Source organism: Salinisphaera sp. G21_0 (genome assembly GCF_017744115.1).
Taxonomy (GTDB): domain Bacteria; phylum Pseudomonadota; class Gammaproteobacteria; order Pseudomonadales; family Endozoicomonadaceae; genus Endozoicomonas.
The window spans coordinates 46,774-68,097 of the sequence record NZ_JAGHQW010000029.1 but is presented as its reverse complement, the minus strand read 5'-3'; the positions used below and the strand labels follow the sequence as shown (position 1 = coordinate 68,097).

Annotated in this window: 17 protein-coding genes and 1 pseudogene; 14 read left to right on the top strand and 4 right to left on the bottom strand. The window is 48.8% G+C overall.

Going from position 1 to position 21,324, the window contains the following annotated elements; genetic code table 11:
* The first annotated feature begins 170 nt into the window (after nt 1-170).
* The 4 genes from malQ to adhP all read left to right on the top strand — a co-directional run bounded on the left by malQ (nt 171) and on the right by adhP (nt 6,310).
* A complete protein-coding gene (gene malQ / locus J7439_RS14740) occupies nt 171-2,402 on the top strand; it encodes a 4-alpha-glucanotransferase (RefSeq protein WP_209202748.1) in 2,232 nt (743 codons plus the stop codon).
* Nucleotides 2,403-2,456: 54 nt separating this feature from the next.
* Entirely contained in the window at nt 2,457-2,948 is a 492-nt protein-coding gene (locus J7439_RS14735) for a DUF2244 domain-containing protein (protein WP_209202747.1), read from the top strand.
* A 366-nt stretch (nt 2,949-3,314) separates the two neighbouring features.
* Entirely contained in the window at nt 3,315-4,820 is a 1,506-nt protein-coding gene (gene lamB, locus J7439_RS14730; RefSeq protein WP_209202746.1) for a maltoporin LamB, read from the top strand.
* Nucleotides 4,821-5,290: 470 nt separating this feature from the next.
* On the top strand, nt 5,291-6,310 hold the full coding sequence (gene adhP / locus J7439_RS14725; protein ID WP_209202745.1) for an alcohol dehydrogenase AdhP: 1,020 nt from the start codon (nt 5,291-5,293) through the stop codon (nt 6,308-6,310).
* A gap of 116 nt (nt 6,311-6,426) precedes the next feature.
* Here adhP and J7439_RS14720 read toward each other — a convergent pair whose 3' ends face one another.
* Complete coding sequence (locus J7439_RS14720; protein WP_286198364.1) at nt 6,427-6,858, bottom strand: YkgJ family cysteine cluster protein; 432 nt, start codon at nt 6,856-6,858, stop codon at nt 6,427-6,429.
* A 201-nt stretch (nt 6,859-7,059) separates the two neighbouring features.
* Here J7439_RS14720 and J7439_RS14715 point away from each other — a divergent pair, with 201 nt between their 5' ends.
* The 3 genes and pseudogenes from J7439_RS14715 to J7439_RS27180 all read left to right on the top strand — a co-directional run.
* A complete protein-coding gene (locus J7439_RS14715; protein WP_209202743.1) occupies nt 7,060-7,323 on the top strand; it encodes a type II toxin-antitoxin system RelB/DinJ family antitoxin in 264 nt (87 codons plus the stop codon).
* On the top strand, nt 7,323-7,592 hold the full coding sequence (locus J7439_RS14710; RefSeq protein ID WP_209202742.1) for a type II toxin-antitoxin system RelE/ParE family toxin: 270 nt from the start codon (nt 7,323-7,325) through the stop codon (nt 7,590-7,592). Before J7439_RS14715 ends, J7439_RS14710 begins: the two co-directional genes overlap by 1 nt.
* A gap of 327 nt (nt 7,593-7,919) precedes the next feature.
* Nucleotides 7,920-8,057, top strand: a pseudogene (locus tag J7439_RS27180) (alcohol dehydrogenase catalytic domain-containing protein); the annotation flags it as partial.
* Nucleotides 8,058-8,889: 832 nt separating this feature from the next.
* Here the strand turns inward: J7439_RS27180 and amrS are convergent.
* Nucleotides 8,890-9,990, bottom strand: a complete 1,101-nt coding sequence (amrS, locus tag J7439_RS14700; RefSeq protein WP_209202741.1) for an AmmeMemoRadiSam system radical SAM enzyme — start codon at nt 9,988-9,990, stop codon at nt 8,890-8,892.
* 168 nt (nt 9,991-10,158) lie between these two features.
* On the opposite strand from amrS, the gene amrB reads away from it, so the two are divergent.
* Nucleotides 10,159-10,938, top strand: coding sequence for an AmmeMemoRadiSam system protein B (gene amrB, locus J7439_RS14695; protein WP_209202740.1), 780 nt, complete (start codon nt 10,159-10,161; stop codon nt 10,936-10,938).
* A 127-nt stretch (nt 10,939-11,065) separates the two neighbouring features.
* Entirely contained in the window at nt 11,066-11,677 is a 612-nt protein-coding gene (gene amrA, locus J7439_RS14690) for an AmmeMemoRadiSam system protein A (protein ID WP_209202739.1), read from the top strand.
* A gap of 126 nt (nt 11,678-11,803) precedes the next feature.
* Here the strand turns inward: amrA and tyrS are convergent, their stop codons facing one another.
* Nucleotides 11,804-13,111, bottom strand: a complete 1,308-nt coding sequence (gene tyrS / locus J7439_RS14685) for a tyrosine--tRNA ligase (protein WP_209202738.1) — start codon at nt 13,109-13,111, stop codon at nt 11,804-11,806.
* Between the two features lie 489 nt (nt 13,112-13,600).
* Between tyrS and J7439_RS14680 the strand changes: the two genes are divergently transcribed.
* The 3 genes from J7439_RS14680 (at nt 13,601) to J7439_RS14670 (ending at nt 17,535) form a co-directional block, all read left to right on the top strand.
* On the top strand, nt 13,601-14,647 hold the full coding sequence (locus J7439_RS14680; protein WP_209202737.1) for a hypothetical protein: 1,047 nt from the start codon (nt 13,601-13,603) through the stop codon (nt 14,645-14,647).
* Between the two features lie 202 nt (nt 14,648-14,849).
* Entirely contained in the window at nt 14,850-16,295 is a 1,446-nt protein-coding gene (locus J7439_RS14675) for an OapA family protein (protein ID WP_209202736.1), read from the top strand.
* Between the two features lie 130 nt (nt 16,296-16,425).
* A complete protein-coding gene (locus J7439_RS14670) occupies nt 16,426-17,535 on the top strand; it encodes an anhydro-N-acetylmuramic acid kinase (protein ID WP_209202735.1) in 1,110 nt (369 codons plus the stop codon).
* 13 nt (nt 17,536-17,548) lie between these two features.
* Here the strand turns inward: J7439_RS14670 and J7439_RS14665 are convergent, their stop codons facing one another.
* Nucleotides 17,549-18,913, bottom strand: coding sequence for a hypothetical protein (locus J7439_RS14665; RefSeq protein ID WP_209202734.1), 1,365 nt, complete (start codon nt 18,911-18,913; stop codon nt 17,549-17,551).
* A gap of 654 nt (nt 18,914-19,567) precedes the next feature.
* Here J7439_RS14665 and J7439_RS14660 point away from each other — a divergent pair.
* Both J7439_RS14660 and J7439_RS14655 read left to right on the top strand, forming a co-directional pair.
* Nucleotides 19,568-20,602 carry a hypothetical protein gene (locus tag J7439_RS14660; protein ID WP_209202733.1) on the top strand — a complete coding sequence of 345 codons (1,035 nt, stop codon included), beginning with the start codon at nt 19,568-19,570 and terminating at the stop codon, nt 20,600-20,602.
* 249 nt (nt 20,603-20,851) lie between these two features.
* Nucleotides 20,852-21,316 carry a C2H2-type zinc finger protein gene (locus tag J7439_RS14655; protein WP_209202732.1) on the top strand — a complete coding sequence of 155 codons (465 nt, stop codon included), beginning with the start codon at nt 20,852-20,854 and terminating at the stop codon, nt 21,314-21,316.
* Nucleotides 21,317-21,324 lie beyond the last annotated feature (8 nt).

The following is a 21,324-nucleotide window of genomic DNA, read 5'->3' as shown; positions in this document are numbered from 1 at the left end:
AATTCTTCACCAAACTCAATAAGCTGTTCATTATAAGCCACTCTGATTGGGAGTGCCTGACCATTAAATCAATTCAGATACCGTCTATACTATTTTCACTAATATCCGCCCCCGCCGTCATCAACGGTTATGTTTCGTTACCCCTGAAGTTACCCATAAAAGAGTCCACCATGCACGAGATAAAGCAGATTGATGCTCTGGCCCAGCTTTGTGGTATTCCCGCCCATTATATTGATGCAGCTGGCAATCCAGTCACCATTGAGACGGACTATAAACGCAATGCGTTAAAAGCCATGGGTATTGCCGCCGGTAACGAGCTGGAAGTCCAGGCCTCAATCGACAGCATGCTCCGAAAGCAATGGTCATCATTGATTCCTATTGTTCACGTGGTTCATTGCGGAGAGCTTTTTACGGTTCCCGTTCAGGTTGATGAAGCCCATCGGAATAAATCGCTACATGGTGAAATCATTCTGGAAGACAGCCGCTCAATACCCCTCGCCATAAACCTGTCAGAACTTCCGGAACAAGACAGGCTCTCGGTGGATCAACAGGAGCGGATCCGGCTGCTCTGCCCTTTGCCGGAAGATCTTCCTGCAGGCTACCATGAGCTATCCGTTGCCCTGGAATCCCATCAGGAAAGTTGCCGCCTGATCGTCGCACCACAGACCTGCTACGAGCCTGATATTCTCAGCTTTGAACAGCCCGGCCCTACCGAAAAAATCTGGGGCGTCAGTGTGCAACTCTATACCCTTCGCTCAGAAAACAACTGGGGAATGGGGGATTTCAGTGACCTTAAGCAGCTGGTGCATAAACTCGGACCACAAGGGGCTGATATTGTCGGCCTGAATCCAATTCATTCGCTCTACCCGTCCAACCCGCTGCATTGCAGCCCTTACAGCCCATCCAGCCGAAACTTTATTAATCCACTGTATATCGATGTTACGGCGTTGCAGGAGTATCAGGATTCGGCGGAAATACAGCAACATGTGAACAGTGACGACTTTCTGCGTCAGTTACAGAAAGCCAGGGACAGCTCACATGTGGAGTATGACCGGGTTGCCTCGCTGAAATTTTCTGTTCTGGAAATGGCTTTCAACTTTTTTGAGAAACACGCTTCTGGTCAAAAAGCTTCTGGTCAAAAAGAGAGCACCAATCAATCCTGCAAGTCAGCGGACTTTGGCCATTACTGTGAAGAAAAAGGTCAAGACCTCGAACTTCAGGCCACCTATGAAGCCCTCTTTGAACACTTCAGATCCAGAGATATCCATAGCTGGGGCTGGAACTGCTGGCCTGCGGACTATCAGGCCCCTGACAGCCCAAAGGTAAAGGATTTTGTTGCCCGATCAAAAGAACGAATTCGATTTTATATGTACCTGCAGTGGCTGGCCGAGCAACAACTGGCTGAGGCTCAGCAAGCCGCCATTGAGTCCGGCATGCGTGTCGGTATTTACCGGGACCTTGCCGTAGGCGTAGACCGGGGCGGTGCCGATGTCTGGGCCCACCGTGACGACTATGTTCTCAACGCCAGCGTCGGCGCTCCCCCCGATACCGTTGCGCCACAGGGGCAGAACTGGGGACTCCCGCCCTTCAACCCAAACAGGCTGCGGGAGCAGGCGTATGCACCATTTATCGATATGGTTTATGCCAATATGCAGCACTGCGCTGCACTGCGGATTGATCATGTGATGGGAATACTCCGGCTCTGGTGGTGTCCGCCGGATAAAACCGCAGACTATGGCGTGTACGTTAATTATCCACTGAATGACCTGTTAGGCATCATTAAACTGGAAAGCCAGCGACAGCAATGCCTGATTTTTGGTGAAGACCTGGGAACCGTACCGCCGGAAATAGAAGCAGCGCTGCCACCAGCCCATTGCTACTCCAATGAAGTGGTGCTCTTTTCCAGGGTCGAAGATCATTTTCTGGCACCAGAAAAGTACAAATCGCGAGCCCTGACCTGTATTTCCAATCACGATATTCCCACGCTCAGGGCCTGGTGGAACTGTAATGACCTTGATCTACGACAGGAGCTGGGTATCTACGACTGGGCCAGAACAGAGCAGGAAAAAGTTGCACGCCATGAAGACAAACTGGCTCTGCTCAACACACTTGCCGATATTGGCGAAGCGCCTCATGGCGTAGACCCCAGTGATTTAAATTCTATGGGCTATAGCCGGGAACTGATGGAAAAGATCCATTACTACCTGGGCAAAACCGCATCCAAAATCATTGTTATCCAGCTGGAAGATGTGCTTGAACTGGATACACCGGTGAATGTTCCCGGAACCAGCAGCGAGTACCGTAACTGGAGCCGCAAACTGACCCGCAATATCAGCGAGATATTTGCCAGTGAGGAAAACCGGGTATTGTTCAAAAATCTTGGGCTGACCCGCAAGGCATGAAAAGAATAACTGACTACAATGTCAGTAATCATTGGTCATCGGATATGAGGAGTAATGGTAACGATAAACTTCCCCCCTGAAAGCAGGGATGGCAGGATACTTCTGGAGCCCAATAACTCCATGAGCTGGCACCAGAATCTGCTGTTACTGGGGCTGATAACCGTAGTGTCCCTGGCCATCGCTGTCGGCTTCTATCTGGCAGGCGCTAGAGTGATCTTGCCTTTTTCCATACTGGAAGTGACTGCCCTGTCTGTCGGTATCTATTACTGTGCATGGCAGCGTCAGCGGAAAGAGCTGATCACTTTTCAGGAGCATCAGGTCACGATTCAGAAGGGCTTTTATCAACCACTGAGCACCCACCATTATCACCGCCTGTGGTGTCAATTGATCATTCGCGAAGCGACTCATCCATGGAAAGCGCCCTCCATTCATATTCGTTCTCACGGCAAGGAACTGGAGCTGGGATCTTTCCTGAACCAGCAGGATAAACTGATCTTGATTGAGCGCCTGAAAAGACTGTTCAGCAACGCTTATACGTCTCAGTGAACACAGAGAAGCAGCACTAAAGTGAACATTTTTTTGCCCATATCCAAACCCTGAACTAAATTCTTAAAAGACTCTGGCTAGCTGGTTTTCAGCCAGAGATAAAAAAATCGGGATACCCTACAACCTTTCGTCGAAGCTGTGTTACGTCATTCAATACGGCCCAATTTATACGACGCAACTATTACTCTTTTCCTGCACGGAAAGCGGGCCTTGCTTTTTCAACACACATTAACTGACGGCTACCAGCTTTTATGTATGCTCGTTCACTAAGGGTGACGAGGCTATTTCAACAACATCACGCCTTTATTAGCGGCAGGATGATAAAGAAAGCCGGAGCCAGAAAAACACACACAAGGTAGGCTAAGCATGCTTTCCAGGCATCAAACACCTTCAGCCCTGAACACCGGGTTGGGAGCGTTATCTGAAGCAGTTTCATCCATATCCCGTCGTTCGTGCCAGTATTGTGGTGCAGTGGCTATCGCGTCAGCCTCAACCTGCGCGCTGGCGGTCACCGGTGACGATATTAACTTCAACGGTTATGCCCGTTCCGGTATTGGCAGCACTGATAAGGGTGGCCAACAGTTATGCTTTAAGGCTGCGGGTGCACCCTCTAAATACCGCTTGGGCAATGAGTGCGAAACCTATGCAGAATTGAAGTTTGGTGCAAATCTTTTTGACCAGGATGGTGTGCAGTTTTACCTGGATACCAATCTTGCCTATAAAGTTCGCCAGCAAGGGGACTATGAAACCACTGAACCTGCTCTTCGGGAGATGAACATTAAAGCAAATGGCGTCTTTGGAAACGCGCTTCCCGGTTCAATGTTGTGGGTCGGCAAACGTTTTTATAATCGTCATGATATCCATATAATTGATTACTACTACTGGAACCTTTCTGGCCCAGGTGTAGGTATTGAGAATATTGATGTCGGTATGGGTAAATTTGATATTGCCTGGGTGCGAAATCAGAATGGGATGAAATACAACGACTGGTCAAATAATTCATATAAAAGCCAAGACATCACCACTAATATTCTCGATTTCCGCTGGAATGATATACCGATTATGGACAACATGAAGCTGGAACTGGGACTTGACTACGGTATTGGCAGCCCTCCGGATAAGCTTCCGGAAATTCCCATAAATGGTATACCTGAGGGTAAAAGTTACTTCGATAAGAATGGCTGGATGCTTACCGGTGAACTGACCTGGGATGTTATGGGTGGCTTTAATAAATTTATCGTCCAGTACGCTACTGATGCCATGACTGGCCCGGGCGCTGGTACAGCTGGAATGTATCTGCAAACCACCGACTGGTTTAAAGGCAACAAACTGTTTCGGGTGATGGATCATGGCGCGGTATCCCTTATGCCCCAGCTGGATATGATGTATGTGCTTGGCATCACCAATGTTAAATACGATAAAGACACGATGTATCCCAACTATGGCAAAAAAACCACTTGGGTAACTGCCGGTATTCGCCCTTCCTGGAAGTGGAATGACTTAACCAGCACTACCGTCGAGCTGGGTTATGATCAGGTCAAGAATGCCAATTCATCATTTGACGGTGTCAGCAGCGATCTGTTTAAAAGCAAACTGCTGAAATTCACCTTGGCTCAGCAATTTCATCCACAGTTTGGAAATTGGGTAAGGCCACAGATCCGTGTTTTCGTTACCTATGCCAACTGGGATGCACCCGACGCAATCAATACAGGTCCCGGAACAAACAGCACACCGTGTAATAATTCAGCCCAATGCAATGCTCTGGGCCTTGAATATTTCGATACCATGACCGATCCATCGCAAATCCAGAACGCCTTTGATACAACCTCTGATGGCATGACCTTCGGTGCCCAGATGGAGATCTGGTTCTAACCTGACTGCCTGGCTGCGGAGTACATCCTTAGTAACTTCCCAGTTCCGGTCACCCTGAGCTTGCCGCAGGTTCGGATAAACCCACCGCGGCTCAGAGGAAACCGGAATCGTCACTCTGAGGAATTTCCCATTAACATTTCCCTACCAGTTCCATTCACCCCGAGCCTCCTTCGACTCCGCTCAGGATGAACGGATGAAGGTAAGCAATGATTCTTAAATGATTGGGCCATTTTGAACCTGGACTCCGTTCATCCTGAGCGGAGTCGAAGGATGGCTGGCACGATGGATGAGGCCGGAGTTCACGCCCTTCGACAGGCTTGGGACGAACGAAGTTTTGAGACTCAGAAATGTACAATTTATTTCGTGACGATTCCATTCGAGCTCAGAGTTCAACCCAACACCCTCCTTCGCCCATGTCGGCTCCCCTTAACAGCGAACCGGACCAACTACACTAACCAACAGGAGACACCATGAAAGCCGCCGTCATCCATCACTTTAAAGAACAGCTCACCATCGAAGACCTGCCGGTGCCAAAACTCGGTGCCCGGGATGCCCTGGTAAAAATCCATGCCTGTGGCGTTTGCCACACCGACCTCCACGCCTGCCATGGCGACTGGCCGGTTAAACCGAAACTGCCGCTGGTGCCGGGCCATGAAGGCGTCGGTACCGTTATAGAAGTCAGTGACCAGGTAGGTCATATCAAAACCGGCGACCGTGTGGGTATTCCCTGGCTCTACTCCGCCTGTGGCTATTGCGAATACTGCCTGGAAGGCAAGGAAACCCTTTGCCTGGCCCAGCACAACGCCGGCTACTCCGTGGACGGAGGCTATGCCGAGTTTTGTTTAGCCGCCGCCGACTATCTGGTCAAGATTCCCGATGGCATCAGCTTTGTTGATGCTGCACCACTGTTCTGTGCCGGGGTTACCACTTATAAGGCCCTGAAAGTCAGCCGTACCAAACCCGGTGACTGGGTGTCCATTGTCGGTGTGGGCGGGCTCGGTCACCTGGCCATTCAGTATGCCGTGGCCATGGGGCTTAATGTGATTGCTGTGGATACCGGGGCTGATAAGAAAGCATTATCCCTGGATCTGGGAGCCACTCACTTTATCGACTTTATCAGGGAGCTGCCGGAAGAAAAAATTCGCTCTCTGCTGGGTAACGGTGTTCACGCTACTGTCTGCACAGCGGTCTCCAAAGCGGGTTTTGAAAGTGCTTATCGCTCCGTGCGCAGGGGAGGAACCTGTGTCCTGGTCGGACTCCCCCCGGAGGAGATGCCCATTCCTATTTTCGATACGGTAATCAACGGCGTTTCTGTTGTTGGTTCCATCGTAGGTACCCGCAAGGATTTACAGGAGTGCCTGGAGTTTGCCGCCCAGGGTAAAGTGAAGGCGATTATCCAGAAACGAACCCTTGAAGAGATCAACGCGATTTTTGACGAAATGGTGAAAGGTGATATTGCCGGGCGTGTTGTTATGGAGCTGGCACAGTAGCATCCTTTTTTACCACGGAGACACAGAGACACGGAGGAAAAGATTTTTGCGGTTCTCTGTGGCAAGGTTTTTCTTGGTATCCGAAATGTGGATGGACGGAACTTGGGTAAAATGGTCTACCGTTGTCGTTTTACCCGTCCTGCCTCAAACTTCTCCAGCCGTTTGTCCCAGGTTTTGAACCGTGTTCGGCAATAAGCATCCAGTTCATCGTAGGTCTGGAAATACAGATCACAGCCGTCATTGACAGGCGCATCAAACTCACAGGCTTCGTGACTGTGTTCCCGGCAGATAATGGGGCGCCGTTCATAGATACCACAGCGATTATCCGGCAACAGGAATTCACACCGGGTCTGACAGAGCAGGTACCAGCCATTGCCATCCTTGAAAATATGCACGCCCTTATGGGCCACCTGCCAAAGCAACACATCAAACGCGTGCATACTGCGGGGAGTGTCCAGTTCCTGGGTAATGTAAGAGCAACAAAGGGCAGTACACTGATCACACTTGTTGCTGGAAGTGATGTCCCTGGTTGCGATCCGGTTAACCATATCTGACACGATAAGTAATAAGTCCTGTTATTTTAAAAATTATTCTACTGATCCTGGCCACTCAAAGCGAATGCTCGATAACAGTTATTCCAGGACCGCCTCCCGGGGGAAGGGCAATCTATCCTTTCTTCGTTGCGATGTGTACCAAATGGTCTACACTGACTCGGTATGAAATAACAAGGCATATAGAGGAACATAGAAATGCGTAAAAGTGAGGTAGTCAAGGCTAGAATCGAGCCTGATGTAAAGGAACAGGCTGAAGCGGTATTCAGGCAGCTAGGTTTGAATACCACACAAGCAATTACTTTATTCTACAAACAGGTAGGGTTGTGCCAGGGGATGCCATTTGATGTTCGCATACCCAATGATGAGACTATACAGGCGCTTGCTGAGTCCAATGCAGGCACAGGCTTAAAGGAGTTCAACACACTTGAGGATATGTTAAAGGACTTGGATGACGAATAATGTTCAAGCCAGTATACACGTCGAAATTCAACAAAGACTACAAGAGAGTAAAGAAGCAAAACAAGGATATGGACAAGCTGGTTAAGATACTGAGGTTGCTGGTCACTCAGACACCTTTGCCTGCAAGGCATCGTGATCATGCCTTGACAGGAAGCCTGCACAAGTACAGAGAATGCCATATCGAACCTGACTGGCTATTGATGTATCGGGTAGATGGACAAAAGATAATTTTTGAAAGAACCGGGTCGCATTCTGAATTGTTCAAATAGCAACATAACGCATACTTAATCCAGTAGCCTGTCGGCTGGATACTCTTGATAGCTCCGTTTTGATTGCACATTTAAATTTGCCAGAAAATTCTTGTCCAGAAACGCATCAGCCAAGATAGACCAATTGTACAAGCGTAACTTGGCAACGCACTTGAATTCAGGCCACAATCTTCACCGGCACCCGACGACTGCCCCAAATACCCGGCTGCTGTTCAAACACACCGGCAACCGGCGTTCCACACTGCTGGCAGACCCCCTTACCGTCAGACGCATCAACTCCCCATTCCCCCAGCACATACCAGTCACGCTCAATAAGCAGACTATGGCGATTTTCATGCCTGCCATGGCGACTGGCCGGTTAAACCAAAACTGCCACTGGTTCCCGGCCATGAAGGTGTGGGTACAGTCACGGAAGTCGGTGACCAGATCAGTCATATCAAACCGGGCGACCGTGTGGGTATTCCCTGATGTTTATTAACCTTGGGAAGAAAGCTCCGATGGTGAACCTGTTATGGGTATGAATCAATACTGGCCTTAAGTAGCTAACCATATGAAATCGAATATTTCTGACTCCTTGTGCTGGCACTCTGCTTCGTTACAACTCCGGTCACATAGCTACGGCTATGCTCCCTCCGTTGTGCCTCGCATAGTACCAGCCCAAGTAGCCAGAAATATTCGATTCCATATGGCCAGCTACTTAAAGAAGAAACATAAAGTGAACTAATACCAATAATTATTGTCAGACCAACACAGAAAGTTGAATCATTTAGTAATCAGCTGGTAGATTGAAGGCAAACAAAATATGCAAACGCAGTCTACACAAACACATGAAGGGTGTTGCACTCCTGGCTGGTCCGTCAGGGATATAGACTATCAAACCGTTGGTTCAACTCTTGGCTGTGCTACAGGCTGTGCTACTGGATGCCTTATGGGTAAAACCCTTTCATATTGTTGTATTGGCTGCATGATCGGCAAGACAATTAATTATTTATGTCAGAATAGGCATACCCTTCGAACTTTAGATAAATTCGCGGATGTGAAAGAATTGAATGAAACATCCAATCACTTCCAAAATAGAAATTCTTCAGACAAAGCTCCTGTCACTACTCAACCAAGTGATCAAAATCACCCTCATGCCAATTAATTCTGGACTTGTCAGGCGGCGCGTTCAGGAGGATGTCCGAGAATAGCGTCCGTCCGGATGTCCTGTAGCGAAGACGGCAGAAATTGAGGATATGTTAAGTACTTAAAGAACTTGGATGACGAATAATGTTCAAGCCAGTACAAACCTCGAAATTCAGGCCACAATCTTCACCGGCACCCGACGACTGCCCCAAATACCAGGCTGCTGTTCAAACACACCGGCAACCGGCGTTCCACACTGTTGGCACACACCCTTACCTTCAGACGCATCAACCCCCCACTCCCCAAGCACATACCAGTCACGCTCAATAAGCAGACTATGGCACTGATGACAACGGGTACTGCCGCCATCAGAATCATGGACATTGCCGGTGTAGGCATAGCGAATACCATGATTCAGTGCTATTTGTCGGGCCATGGTCAGCGTAGCGGCAGGTGTATGGGGGTGATCCCGCATTTTCCAGTCGGGATGAAATGCGGTGAAGTGAATCGGAACGTCCACGCCCAGGTGTTCAACAATCCATTGACACATGTCGTTCAGTTCATGCTCGGAATCATTTTCACCGGGAATCAGCAATGTGGTGATCTCAAACCAGACAGAGGTTTCATGTTTGAGGTATTTCAGTGTTTCAAGGACCGGTTGCAAAGCGCCACCACAGATTTTTCGATAAAAATTTTCACTGAACGCTTTCAAGTCAATATTGGCTGCGTCCATATAGCGGAAAAACTCAACACGGGGTTCATCACAGATATACCCGGCAGACACCGCCACCGACTGCAAATTTCTTTCATGAGCCGCCCGGGCAACATCAATGGCATATTCAAGGAAAATCACCGGGTCATTATAAGTAAACGCCAGCGACCGACAGCCCAGTTGCTCAGCCGTATCCGCCAGTTCCTCGGGCGATGCCTGGTCGGCCAGGGTGTCCATCTCACGGGATTTGCTCATATCCCAGTTCTGACAGAATTTGCAGGCAAGGTTACAACCCGCAGTACCGAATGACAGAACCGGGGTTCCCGGAAGGAAGTGGTTCAGTGGTTTTTTCTCAATAGGGTCAATACAAAAACCGGAGGAGCGGCCATAGCTGGTAAGCACAATCTGACCACTTTCACAGGCACGGACAAAACAGAGCCCTTGCTGCCCATCCCGAAGTTTGCAGGCCCTCGGGCAAAGGTCACATTGGATTCGTCCATCCTCAAGCGCATGCCAATAGTTGGTTGACACATTTCCTGAAGGTGTTTTTTCCCTGAGCATGTTCCATCTCCAGACCAGGTTCACTGCCTGATTGTCATCCTGATGATAGTAACCAAGGCTATAATTATAGGCTCTGCCGACATTATTTGAGCGATGCAAATAAAGAGAGTGGTTTATTTCGCTTGAAATGTGCCGGTAGGCTCAGCCACTCCCGGGGGAGAACCCATAATGATTATTCGCCAACCCGCTGTAGCCGGAACCTTTTACCCTGACTCACCCAAAGCCCTGGCCAACTCGGTCAAAGAGATGCTCAGCGATGCCCACCCCAGGGATTTCTCACCGAAAGTTCTGGTTGTTCCCCATGCCGGCTTTATCTATTCCGGCCCGGTTGCGGCCAGTGCCTACCGCCTGCTGAACTCAATGCGCCAGAATATTCGCCGGGTTGCCCTGCTCGGCCCCAGTCACAGAGTTCCGCTGCAGGGCATGGCCCTGCCGGACTGTGAAGCCTTTGCCACACCGCTTGGTCATATTCCGCTGGATATTGACGCCATGGAGGAACTGAAACAGTTCAGCCAGGTAGAGACCGTCGATGAAGCCCATACCCACGAGCACAGTCTTGAGGTCCAGTGCCCGTTTCTGCAGGAATGTCTGGATGACTTCAAACTGATTCCAATCGTTGTTGGCGACACCAGCCCTATAGCGGTTGCTGAGGTGATTGAACACCTCTGGGGAGAAGAGGAGACCCTGATGATTATCAGCTCCGACCTCAGTCATTACCACACCTATGAAGAGGCCTGTTACCGGGATAACCAGACGGTTAAAGCCATTGAACAGCTCAGTTGTAATTTGACCGGTGGACAGGCCTGTGGCTGCTATCCTCTTAATGGCATGTTGAAGGTTGCCCAGCACCGGGGGATGGATGTTATTACGCTTGATGTGCGCAACTCCGGAGATACTGCTGGCGATAAAAGCAGGGTAGTGGGCTATGGAGCCTTTGTTATTCAATAGCGCGATTATTCTGCAGAATCCGCCCTGCACACATCCACAAATCAGACGTTCAACTGCTGTCAGATAACATGAAGCCGTTATTCAGTGGTCCCGTTGAGTGGCGATAAAAATCAGAAGGAGGCTATTAATGCCTCTAACGAAGGAAACGGAAATTTTTACTGTGCAAATTGCCCCTACAGAAAGTCAGAAAAGAGAATTATTGCGCCTTGCCCGCAAGACCATCAGTGAAGGCTGTACCCGGAGCCTGCCACCAGAACCATTACCTGAAGAAGACCTGGCAGATTTCTTTCTGCAACAGGCAGCCAGCTTTGTAACACTGAAAAAGCGCGAGGAACTGCGGGGCTGTATTGGTTCAACCCAGGCTTACCGGACACTATTGGATGATGTGATCCACAATGCCTTTGCCAGCGCATTCCGGGATCCACGGTTTCCCCCGGTGACGGAAAGTGAGCTGACCGATATCAAAATTGAAGTTTCCGTGCTGACCCCTCAGGAACGCATGGACGTTGCTGATGAGAAAGACCTTTTGCAGCAGCTGAATCCCGGCATCGACGGATTATTGATTCGCAATCCCCAATACAGCGCAACCTTCTTACCGCAGGTGTGGAAACAGCTGCCTAACCCCCGGCAGTTTCTGGCCCATTTGAAAAGCAAAGCCGGTATGACTCCGGGGTTGTGGCCGGATGATATGGAGTGCTTTCGTTATCAGTGTGTTAAGTTCAAAGAGAGGAGGCACTGAAGCTGGCCCTGTTAACTTGAATGGCCAGCTTTATAAATCAGTCACCGGGACAGGACTGCCCGATGACCATCAGCTTTTAAGAGCACGCTTTTAATAAAACGCTCTTAATAAAGAGCGGCGATTCGATCAAACCACTTCAAACAGAAAGTGATTTTTCTTACCCAATTTCACCAGGAAGAACCGATCATACATGGCACCCCGGGCTGCAAAGCATTCTGCCAGGTTCATATTATCTGCCGAGCCACGGGCGACACCATTAAAGAACACCGCGTTATTAGCCAGCGCATCTTTAACCTGCTTGCCTGACTTCACCATGCCGACTTCTGCAAACAGCTGCGTCATAGCCTGGCCTTCCAGCCCGCTCCGCTCGATAGTAGCACTGGGCAGGCCATCCTGCTTCAGCTGCTCCATATCGGTTTCTGACAGCTGGGTAATGTCCCCGGAAAACAGTGCTTCAGTGATGCGCTCCGCCGCCTTGAGACCTTCCTCACCATGCACCAGGCGGGTAGCTTCACGGGCAAGAATCCTCTGGGCTTCCGGCCTGCCCTGACGCTCAGCATCCGCTTGCTCAATGGCCTCAATATCTTCCATGCTCAGGAAGGTAAAGAACTTCAGGAAACGATACACATCGGCATCAGCGGTGTTCATCCAGAACTGGTAAAAGGCATATTGGGAGGTCTTTCTGGAGTCCAGCCAGACCGCACCGCCTTCTGTTTTACCAAACTTGGTGCCATCGGACTTGGTAATCAATGGTACCGTTAACCCGAAGGCACGGGCCTTATTCTGACGTCGGGCAAGGTCAATACCGCCAACAATATTACCCCACTGGTCACTGCCACCGATCTGCAGGGTACAGTCATAACGGCGGTTCAGCTCGGCAAAGTCCATGCCCTGCAGCAGGGCGTAGGAAAACTCGGTAAAGGAGATACCGGAGCCTTCCCGGTTCAGCCGTTGCTGTACCGACTCCTTGTTGATCATGGCATTCACCGCAAAGTGTTTGCCGATATCTCTCAGGAAGTCCAGAACATTGAGGTCGCCGGTCCAATCCAGATTATTGGCCACAACGGCGGAGTTTTCTCCGCAATCGAAGTCGATAAACTGACTTACCTGTCCCTTGATTTTCTCAACCCAGCCCGCCACCACATCCGGGGTATTCAGTTGACGTTCGGCCGCCTTGAAGCTTGGGTCACCAATCAGGCCGGTGGCCCCACCCACCAGGGCAATGGGTTTATGACCCGCCTGCTGGAAACGCTTGAGCACCAGCAATGGCACCAGATGGCCAAGATGGAGACTGTCAGCCGTAGGATCGAAACCACAATAGAGCACCCGGGGCTGTTCGCTCAGATGAGTGTCCAGTTCCTCAACAGCAGTGGTCTGCGCGATGAGCTGGCGGGCCTGAAGATCTTTCAGCAACGGGTTTTGACTATCGGACATTTGCCTTTTCCTGCGACGATTCGATGATTCAACCGGAATACTGCGGTGGATGCCAGGGGCTCTGACACAAAATCAAGAAACAACTCCCTGCCCCGGTGGACAGGAAACAATCAATAAAAAATCAAGCCGCCCAAAATACAACAAAACGTTGCCGGAACAAATGCCCGACCTCTAAATAAGGTAAATTTCAGTCTATTTTTCTTACCAGGCCTTTACTTGATCAGACTGGAACTTACGTTAAATCCTAACTGTCGAATCAGGCACTGTTTGATATTTCTGCCAGGAGGCTGTCCGAGAATAGCGCCCGTAACGAGGATGGCAGAAAATTGAGGATAAAAATTCCGTTTTGTGAGGTGAATAGCGGGGCTATTTGCCGAACAAAACGGAATTTTTAGACCAATTTGCTGCCACCGCAGTAGGGCAGTCTCTTCTCGGACAGCCTCCTAGGTCTCCACAATACCGGCACCATCATAGCGAGAGGAGAAGTCTTTGGATTATCCACAACCACTGTCGACACCAACAGCTTCAACCTACTCTGCTGCTCTACCGGCAACATCCGGAGCCTCCCGGGAAAAAGAACCTTTGTACAAATCCGGGCAGACGGGTTCAAATTTTTCCGTGGGTGATGCTGCCTGGGTGGTCATGCGATCCCTGTCAACAGCCGCCGAGTGTCTGAATTTTGTCTGCAGAAAAGTGGCCGTCCTGTCCAGTGTTTGTTTTGGTGGTTTTACCGGGCTGCTGCAATATGCCCATGAGAACCTGGGGGATAGAACGGTTCAAAAGGTACCAGGGTCAGACAATAACAGAATTGACCAGCAGCCCGCTGGTGATAAACAGCCCGGAGATAAAGCACAGCAAACGGCTTATCTCCAGAATCCCCCGGTAGAAGAGTACGTCAGGCAAGGTGCAAATAAGTGGAAGCACTTTGTGGAGTCCGGCACTTCACCGGATTCTGAATACACCTGGATGTATCTTGCCGGCATGGTCATGTCCATAGCCCTTTCCATATCTGTGCTGGGTATAGTGGGTACAATTCTTCTGCATTCGCCGCACTGGCTGTTTAAGGCAGAACCTTATATCAATCTCAATACACCAGCGCCCCCCTCGCCTCAATCACTCTTCCAGTCAGCTGCCACTCTGCCTTCTGACCATCTGGAAAGACAATCGCCAGCCCTTGATCCGGCAGCGGATAACCGACCTCTGGATAACCCGGCCAGCCAGTCCACACATCCACATGTCGAACTACCGCCAACCGCCGCGGCCTCAAGCCAGAGCCCTCCATCAAAGCCTGCAGAAGAAACAAGCCACAATAGCCAGGGCTCCCAACAGCAACCTGAACCCGAAAACCAGCACCGCACAGCTTCACTACATGAGCCACTGACTGCCAATGCTCAAACCACTCAGCAGTCAGCCGCCAGCCCTGCACCCTTCTCAAAAACAGACCAGCAACCCTTATTACAAACAAGCCCGCACCCATCTGTTAACCCACCCACAGGCGATCGCATTCCAACATCCGTTTCAGTACATAAACTCTGACGATGAACAACCCTGCATTTTCATTCCCTCTTGGAAAGACAAACCACAAGGCAATAGAATGATTCGTGATAATCAAGACATTAATGAAAAAACAGAATAATTGACCTTGTATTGACGTACCTTTTCTGACGGATATGACTTACGATATTTTTTATCGTTATAATTTACTGATAACCACACTGAAGACAGCGTTAAAATCTTAATGAATAAAGCCATCCCGAGGGGCGCAACACGGATCAACCAGCGCCTGAAACAGTTCCCCAGGCGACACTTGCTGCTGGCAAGCACCATCGCTGCCAGCGTCATGGGATTGATGGCTCTTCTACCTTCTGGTGACGTAGAAGCCAGGCGCAATGAAATCCCGATGTCCATTGATGCATTCCAGCCTCAGGAAGCCAACACTGAGCTGACCAGCAGCCCCACAATTCCCGAGTCTTCCCAATTTGTCAGCAATCAGAACGCTGATCAATCAGAAACAGCAATCAAAGAAGTAGAACAGGAAGCAGAAGCCAAAGCTCTGGCAAAAGCCGCCTACGACCTGGAGCAAAAACTGGGAAAATGGCACAGTGTCACCATTAAATCTGGTGATAATTTATCGGTGTTGTTTAATAGCCAGGGATTAAATGCCAGTGTTGTTTACCAGGTTGCCAACACCCCCAAATATGGCGAAACACTGGCCAGCATACGTCCGGGGGAATCCCTGGAATTCCGAATTAATCAGGAAGGAACCCTGACCCAGCTGCGCTACGTCAAGTCCAGGCTGGAAAGCATTTTCTTTAACAGGGAGGACGATGGCTACCGGGCAGAACAGGTGACCCTGTCACCGGAAATCCATCCCACCTATGCCAGCGGCATTATTGAAAGCTCTCTCTTCCTTGCCAGCCAGAAAGCAGGCCTGTCCCAGAATCTGACCATGGAGCTGGCCGGAATTTTTGGCTGGGATATCGATTTTGTTCAGGATATCCGCAGTGGTGACAACTTTAATCTGCTCTATGAAGAGAAGTTCCTGGAAGGGGAAAAACTGGGCGATGGCAATATTCTGGTAGCCAGCTTCACCAACCAGGGAGAGACCTATACCGCCATCCGTTATACCGACAGTAACGGCGATACCAACTACTATACCCCGGACGGAAAAAGCATGAAGAAGGCGTTTCTCCGCACTCCGGTGGATTTTACCCGTATCAGTTCACGATTTAACCCTAACCGCCTGCACCCGGTGTTCAAGACCAAACGCCCTCACCGGGGGGTCGATTATGCCGCTCCGATGAATACCCCGATTAAAGCCGCGGGCGATGGTCGTGTGCAGTTTTCCGGCTGGCAGAATGGTTTCGGCAATGTGGTATTTATTCAGCACCCGAATAATGTGGTGACCGTCTATGCCCATGCCAATAAACTGGCCGGTCTGAAAAAAGGCCAGAGAGTTCGTCAGGGCCAGACCATAGCCTATGTGGGCAAAACGGGCTGGGCCACTGGGCCTCACCTGCATTATGAGTTTCGTGTGAATGGCGTGCACAGAAACCCGATGACGGTTAAGCTCCCGGATGCAGCCCCTATCGCCAAAAACGAGATGGCTAACTTCCGGAAAAAATCCGAACTGATGATTGCCAGGCTTGAGAAACACAGGGAAACACTGCTGGCCACGCAGTAACCTGCAAGTGATTGAAAAAACCGTAATGTGGGCACGTAAGGCGCAAAGCTATCTGGTTGTTTACTTTGCGCCTCACTGTCTTTGTCGTTAACAATAATGTCCCGATAAACCTTCCTTCCAGAGGCGAACCATGTCAGATATCTATATAGGGCTTATGTCAGGTACCAGCCTCGACGCCATGGATGCTGCCGCCGTTCACTTTGCTGGAAAGAGTCCAACTCTCCTGGCCCATCACAGTACTGAGTGGCCCGCTGAGCTGAAGCAAAAAATTCAGCAACTCTGCCAGCCAGGTCATGATGAAATCCGTTTGCTGGCGGAAGTGGACCCGGCCATTGCTTATGTCGCTGCAGAAACGGTCAATGCGCTGCTGAACAAAGCAGGACTGACCGCTGATCAAATCAAGGCCATTGGCAGTCATGGCCAGACCATCAGGCACATACCCGAGTCAGGCTACACCCTGCAGATCGGTGACCCTAATATCCTGGCAGAGCAGACCGGCATTACCGTTATTGCCGACTTCAGACGCCGGGATATGGCCGCCGGTGGTCAGGGAGCCCCGCTGGTACCGGCCTTTCACCGTGCGGTTTTTACCAGCGAAACCTGCCACCGGGTAATCGTCAACATTGGCGGTATCAGCAATATATCGATCTTGCCTGCTGAAAGCGGTGAGCAAAAACCGGTAACCGGCTTTGATACCGGTCCCGGGAACCTTTTAATGGACTATTGGTGCCAACAGCAATGGGGGCAACCTTATGATAAGGATGGCTTTCATGCTGCCCGGGAGCCCCATGACCCGATCCTGCTGGAAACCATGTTAAGCGACCCCTTTTTCCGGTTACCCGCTCCCAAAAGTACCGGCCGGGAACTGTTCAACCCTGCCTGGCTCAACGCAATGCTCGAAGGCTTTCGTGGGCTGTCCCCGTCCACCATACAGGCAACCCTCTGTCGCTTAACGGCGCGTTGCATTGCCGATGCCATAAAGCAGCATGCCCCCGATACCGATGAAGTGTTTACCTGCGGCGGCGGTGCCAATAACAACACCCTGATGGCAATGCTGAAAGAAGAAATGCCCGGTACAAAGCTGGGATCAACCTCGGCGCTTGGTGTTAATCCTCAGTGGGTAGAAGCTACCGCCTTTGCCTGGTTAGCAAGACAGAATATGTTACAGCTACCTGGCAACCTGCCTACAGTTACCGGAGCATCGGGTTTGCGTTTGCTCGGTGGACGTTATTACCAGTGACAGCGGCAATGCATTACACGATGGTTTCCCCGGAAACCTCAGTGCCCGAAGAGTTGACTGGAAATGTACTGATAACCTCCGCCAGCGTCTGAACCAGCCGTTCTCTCTTTTCAGGAGTATCATCAGGGATTTTACCAGTAACCATATTATTGATTGATTGCCTGATTCTACCTTCATCTCCGGCTCCAACATTGTTGGCAAATGCCCTGAAATCCAGATAACTCATTTTTGACACGTGCCTCTTAAATGCCCTGCTTACCTCAGGTTCAAGGGACTCAAAGGCATTATCTTCAATAAATTGATACAGTCTGTCAGCATCATTCCCTGCACAGGGGTAGAATGCCGTCTCATCAAGCGGTTCACCTGCTATCAGCAGGGCAGGTGAACCACTATGTCTGGAAGACATATTCACCATATCGAAGCTTTCTGATGGAAAAGCAGCAGGCACAGGCGTAACCTCAGCTTCAACATTGACTAAACAGGGTAAAAATGGATGAAATTCTTCCTCATCACTGTCATAGGGAAGTGGATATTCCACATTAACTGAAGAACCGGCACCCTGATTAACGCTTTCCACATCCCATGACCCGGCTTGCTGATAATCCGCTTTTAGCAGCAGGTCAGGCCTGGTATCGCGGTTGACTGATTCCCTTTGCCGAAGGGTTGAAATATCTTCCATGGAGATTTCATCGGACTTGCTGTTATTTATTTGATCTTTAGGACCAGGTTCTAAATCCAGAATTTTACTGCTCTGACTTTTATCCGTTTTTTTGGTATCACTACCGGAACAAAAGCGTGTCAATAAAATACCAGCAACCCCCACAGTGATAAAAAATAATCCAGCGACGTATAATCCGCCAATACCGGAAGAGTCCTCATTATTCTGTGCTGAGGAAGTAGAGATAGCATCTTGTAATAATGCCTTAGTGTTTTTATTAAAAGTCAGATTTGAGGGAGGTGTTGAATTATAATGGTTGCCAGTTGCAACCATTGATGAAGAACTCTCATTCAAGCTAAAAATACCACTCCCGGCAGCGAGCAGAAGTGCCAGCCCAACAAGTGCCAGACAGGTTCCTCCACATATAGCCTCAATGGTTTCATCCGTTTTTTTCCCCAGCAAGATTGCTTTACAACCGGGTTGGGTCACTTCTCTTTGCGATATGGTTTTACTGTCACTCCGGACTCCGGGTTCCTCGATCGGCTCCGTTCTGCAGTTAACAACGGCGTCTGAATCCTCCTTTACCACCGCCCTGGTTCCGGTAAAACCTCTAGATTCAATGGCGTCCTGTGAACGTGATGGCTTCAGCGTGCCAGCAGTAGGATCAATAGCCTGTTGATACTGAACTTCATTACCTGAAGCTGTGCCTGTAATGCCCATAGTACTTTATTACCTGATTATCAGTATTTTTTTCATAAGATGAGAGTCAAAACAATCCAAACAGCATTTAAGCAAATAATCTGCACAGGATCCTTTTGTTTCCTAATAAAGGAAAACAACAACAACACTTTTATAAAAATTATTAGTCATAAACTATAATTTAATATTTCAATAATTAGATAATCCCATGAAAAAATTCAACGCAAGCTCAAATTCATTTATGGTTATTCCCGAAGCGTTTAAGTAGCTAGCCATGATACATTAATGGAAATTTATCTTGTGATTTTTCCAGTGTTTTTTTTGATGAGGATTTTTTATTCACAGACTTTAAAGCTTATGTATAGTCGGAGAAACGGAAGGCTTATGTTAATGCTTACTACAAAGCTCTCAGAAAGACCGGCAATAAAGAAAAAGCAAGAATCGCCGTTAATCAAGCTGCCGACTTTATAAAAAATCGAATAAAAAAATAATTAGATTAAAACAACCTTTATTCCCCCCCCTTCCAAAGCGTTCTACTTCGTTATTTCTGATATCCATATCAATTATCTATGCACTTTCGGCATAAACAGTAAACGGTTTGTATCAGAAGGGAACTTTTATAAAGAATGATAGGTCTTAAGCTTTAATTCAATAACTCAATAACTCAATAATTCAATGTACACAACCGATTTAGACTCAATTGTCACTTCTGACTACTCATGGTTACAGGAGTTTCTGGATGCACACTCAATACCAAATAATCCTTTCGATACACAGCCAACTATGGCTGGCCACTCTATACATACACCTGATTCATTCTATGATGGGTATTTAAATCAGGATGTAATAGATCTGGACACACTACCGGCTCCACATTCACTGAGTGATTTTTCAATTTCTCATTTACCATCCACAACAAACTTTGAGCAAATAACCCTTAACTTACTTCCGGAAAATTCATTAGCTGTTTTTTCTCAGCCATCATCACGTCCAGTTGCTAAAGTTGATCCATTACATAAAGACCCTCAAGAGCAAGTTACAATTGAAACCAGTCAGTTTAAAGCACATGAATCGTCCGGTTCTGATGAACCTCGGCCCCTCACGCTCGCTGTACCTCACGAGCAATCAGGGAAAATCAAGGTTGCCAAAGCCCGGACACAGTCCGAGAAAGAGAAGGATCGCCGGAAGGCTTACGAGCAGTCCGAGAGAGGGAAGACTGTCAGGAAGGCTTACGAGCAGTCCGAGAGAGGGAAGACTGTCAGGAAGGCTTACGAGCAGTCCGAAAAAGGAAAGGCGTACCGGAAGGCTTATCTTGATTCCGAGAAAAGGAAGGCTGCCAGGAAAGCTCACGCACTGTCCAAAAAAGGTAAGGATTACCAGAGAACTTACAGACAATCTGAGAAAGGGAAGGCTGTCAGGAAGGCTTACCAGCAGTCCGAGAGAGGGAAGGCTGTCAAGAAGAAATACCAGCAGTCCGACAAAGGGATGGCTGTCAAGAAGACTTACCAGCAGTCCGAGAAAGGGAAGGCTACCAAGAGAGCTTACGAAAAGAGCGAGCAACGGAAGGCTTATATTAAGGTTTACTACAAAGTTCTCAGGAATACCGGTGATAAAGAACAAGCAAGAATCGCTGCCAAGCAAGCTGCCGCCTTTGTAAGGAAATCGAATAAAGCAAAAAATAATGAGCTTGAATCTACCTCTATGTCCTGAAAGAGGTAGAAGACCGTAACCACTGACTACGAAATAATTACGGCATGGGATGAGTCTTTACCGGGCAGGAGTGGAACCTGCTTTCAACGAATGATTTCAGCTCATGGAGCCTCAAACTCTTGGGCTTAGCCTGTCGCGAAGGAACTTTTATAAAGAGAAGTGATCCAAGGTATTATTGAATAATTTAGTCATCCTATGTTGAGCATTAACAATAACTTACGACAGGTCTGTTTTTGTGGCCTCCTTGGCTTGGCTCCTGTCGCCCATACTCAGGCCAATGATCAATCTCGCCCTGTCGTTTATCAACAAATTCCTGTTTCTTTAGCTTCCCCCCAGCCAAACAATTTAACTAACGGGCTGGAAAGGTTATCCAGCCGCAATCCAGCAGCAAAAGACTCAAAGGGCAAAAAATTTACATGTAGCCGTAAAGGGTGTGGTGAAACATTCAGATTTGATGCTGCACGTTGCCTGCACGAGAGATCGATTCATCTGATTACAAAAAACTACAAATGCCACATATGTAAAAAAAGGTTTACTCAAAAAGCTGGTTTAAAAAGACATGCCAATGTCCACTCAGGGGTTAAACCATATCTTTGCCTGATATGCGTTAAATCTTTTTCTCAATCTTCTAACTTATTTACTCATATAAAAAACTGCCATCAGATTCAGCCTGTAAATCATGATAATTGGGTTAAAATTGAGGAACATGGGTAAGTAGTTCA